Here is a 2,061-nt window from a genome sequence, read left to right as displayed (position 1 = left end):
CTCGCCGACCTCGCGCAGCAGCAGCGCGCGCTGCGGGCTCGCGAGCTCGGCCGCGCCGGTCGGCGTCGGCGCGCGCACGTCGGCCGCGAAATCCGCGATCGTGAAATCGGTTTCGTGCCCGACGCCGCTGACGACCGGCAGTTCGCTCGCCGCGATCGCGCGCGCCAGCGCTTCGTCGTTGAACGACCACAGATCCTCGATCGAGCCGCCCCCGCGACAGACCAGCAGCACGTCGACCTCGCGGCGCGCATTCGCGGTCTCGACGGCCACGACGAGCTTTTCGGCGGAACCGGCGCCCTGCACGGGTGCCGGATAGACGATCACCGGAATGTGCGGCGCGCGGCGGGCGAGCGTGGTCAGCACGTCGCGCAGCGCGGCCGCCTGCAGCGACGTGACGATGCCGATCGCGCGCGGGTGGGCGGGCAGCGGCCGCTTGCGCTCGGGCGCGAACAGCCCCTCGCTCTCGAGCTGCGCCTTCAGGCGCAGGAACGCCTCGTAAAGCCGCCCCTGGCCCGTGCGCCGCACGGCCTCGACGTTCAGTTGCACCTCGCCGCGCGGCTCGTACATCGTGACGACCGCGCGCACCTCGATGCGATCGCCTTCGCGCGGCGTGAACTCCGCGTATTGCGCGCGACCGCGGAACATCACGCAGCGCATCTGCGCCTGCTGGTCCTTGATCGAGAAATACCAGTGGCCGCTCGCGGCGCGCGTGAAATTCGACACTTCGCCCGAAATCCACAGCAGAGGAAACGAGCGCTCGAGCATCGTCGAAATCGCACGATTGAGCGCCGAAACGGGAATCACTTCGTCGCCGCCGCGGGTCGCGCCCGGTGCGGCAAATGGGGAGTCGGAAGGCATGGACGGTCGGATGAATGCTGGCGGCGACACGATAGTCCGACACGCGCGCGACGTCCAGCACCGGCCGCATGCGCGGTGACGCGCGGAAGGTGTCCACACTTTGGCAATCGTCGGCTTAAAACGCGTGAAAACCGCGAAAAAAACCAGACGATTCCCGGTAACGCATTGATTTTTATATATTTTTAAAACTTTCGAAACGATTCTCATCCGATTCGAAGCCCGCCCGGCGGGCGTTTGACGCAATCGAACGGGGGGTTCTTCACAGAGTTATCCACAAGCCGCCGCGATCCGTCCCCGTGCGCTGCGTCGGCCGGTCACGCTTGCCGCGCCCGCCTGCGGCGCGCTAGAGTGCCGCCTTCCGCAGACCCCGCGGCATGCGCCGCCCAACGGAGAATCCGCCTTGACGAATCCGTCCCACGCCGCGGCGCACGACATGCCGCGCCCGGCCCGATGAGCGCGCCCGACGGCCCGCTCGCCCGGCTCGAAGCGCGCCTGACGCGCGAATGGCAGCGCCGCGGCGCACTCGCGTGGGCGCTCACGCCGTTCGCGTGCGTGTTCGGCCTGTGCGCGGCGCTGCGCCGCACCGCCTACACGCAGGGCTGGAAGCAGCCGGTCGACGTCGGCGTGCCCGTCGTCGTGGTCGGCAACGTGACCGTCGGCGGCACCGGCAAGACGCCGACCGTGATCGCACTCGTCGACGCATTGCGCGCGGCCGGCTTCACGCCCGGCATCGTGTCGCGCGGCTACGGCGCGAACGTAAAGGCGCCGACCGCCGTCACGCCCGCGTCGCGCGCCAGCGCGGGCGGCGACGAACCGCTCCTGATCGCGCGCCGCACCGGCGCGCCCGTCTGGGTCTGCCCCGATCGCGTCGCGGCCGCGCAGGCGCTGCGCGCCGCGCATCCGGACGTCGACGTGATCGTCAGCGACGACGGCCTGCAGCACTACCGCCTCGCGCGCACGGTCGAGCTCGTCGTGTTCGACCATCGGCTCGGCGGCAACGGCTTCCTGCTGCCGGCCGGGCCGTTGCGCGAGCCGCTGTCGCGGCACCGCGACGCCACGCTCGTCAACGATCCGTACAGCGGCGCGCTGCCGCCTTGGCCCGATACCTATGCGCTCGCGCTCACGCCGGGCGCCGCGTGGCATCTCGACCAGCCCGCGCTACGCCGCCCGCTGTCGCAATTCGCGCACGAGCGCGTGCTCGCC

Annotated in this window: 2 protein-coding genes; one reads left to right on the top strand and one right to left on the bottom strand. The window is 70.7% G+C overall.

All coding sequences use genetic code 11. The features are described from left to right. The coding region (gene xseA, locus G3N61_RS38850; RefSeq protein WP_205825093.1) for an exodeoxyribonuclease VII large subunit at positions 1-858 on the bottom strand (858 nt) is incomplete at its 3' end. Between the two features lie 450 nt (positions 859-1,308). Here xseA and lpxK point away from each other — a divergent pair. Next, on the top strand, positions 1,309-2,061 hold a 753-nt coding region (gene lpxK / locus G3N61_RS38845), incomplete at its 3' end, for a tetraacyldisaccharide 4'-kinase (RefSeq protein ID WP_205825092.1).

The sequence above is a fragment of the Burkholderia sp. Ac-20349 genome, from assembly GCF_017104865.1.
In the GTDB taxonomy this organism is placed as follows: Bacteria; Pseudomonadota; Gammaproteobacteria; order Burkholderiales; family Burkholderiaceae; genus Burkholderia; species Burkholderia aenigmatica.
The sequence above is the reverse complement of the archived record's forward strand: the minus strand, read 5'-3'. Positions and strand labels throughout refer to the sequence as shown.